The 381-nt window shown below is 51.2% G+C and carries 1 protein-coding gene; it reads right to left on the bottom strand.

The genetic code is table 11. The features are described 5' to 3' along the window. Window positions 1-275: glycine betaine ABC transporter substrate-binding protein (locus NE473_RS30565; RefSeq protein ID WP_502802858.1), on the bottom strand; the 275-nt coding region annotated here is incomplete at its 3' end. Between the last annotated feature and the right edge of the window lie 106 nt (window positions 276-381).

Below are 381 nucleotides of genomic sequence, written 5' to 3'. Positions count from 1 at the left end.
CGGCTGGATTTCCAGTCGAAGGCTCCGTACTTCTGTTCCAGTGCCAGAAGACCATCCTCCCTCGCGTCAAATTCTCCCTGGGAGGCGAAGCGCAGCTCTTTGGCATGCTTCTGCAAATCAGAAATGGTACGGATTCCCAGCTGTTCTGCCACATCCGTCCGGATCACCAGTCCCTGTCCGTCATTGGCTTTCGAATAATCCAGCCATGTCACCTGGAAACGCTTTTCATATTCATCCTTAACAGTCCGGTATACTTCTTCCGGATCCGTTATCATGTCCATCTGCAGAATCGAAAGCAGGCCGGTTCCCGTATACTCCGGATACAGATCGATCTAGTTGTTAATCAGAGAGGTGTGAACGACTGATCCCGCAATGTCCTGT

Source organism: Hungatella sp. SL.1.14 (genome assembly GCF_024460495.1).
Lineage (GTDB): Bacteria > Bacillota > Clostridia > Lachnospirales > Lachnospiraceae > Hungatella > Hungatella hathewayi.
The sequence above is the reverse complement of the archived record's forward strand: the minus strand, read 5'-3'. Positions and strand labels throughout refer to the sequence as shown.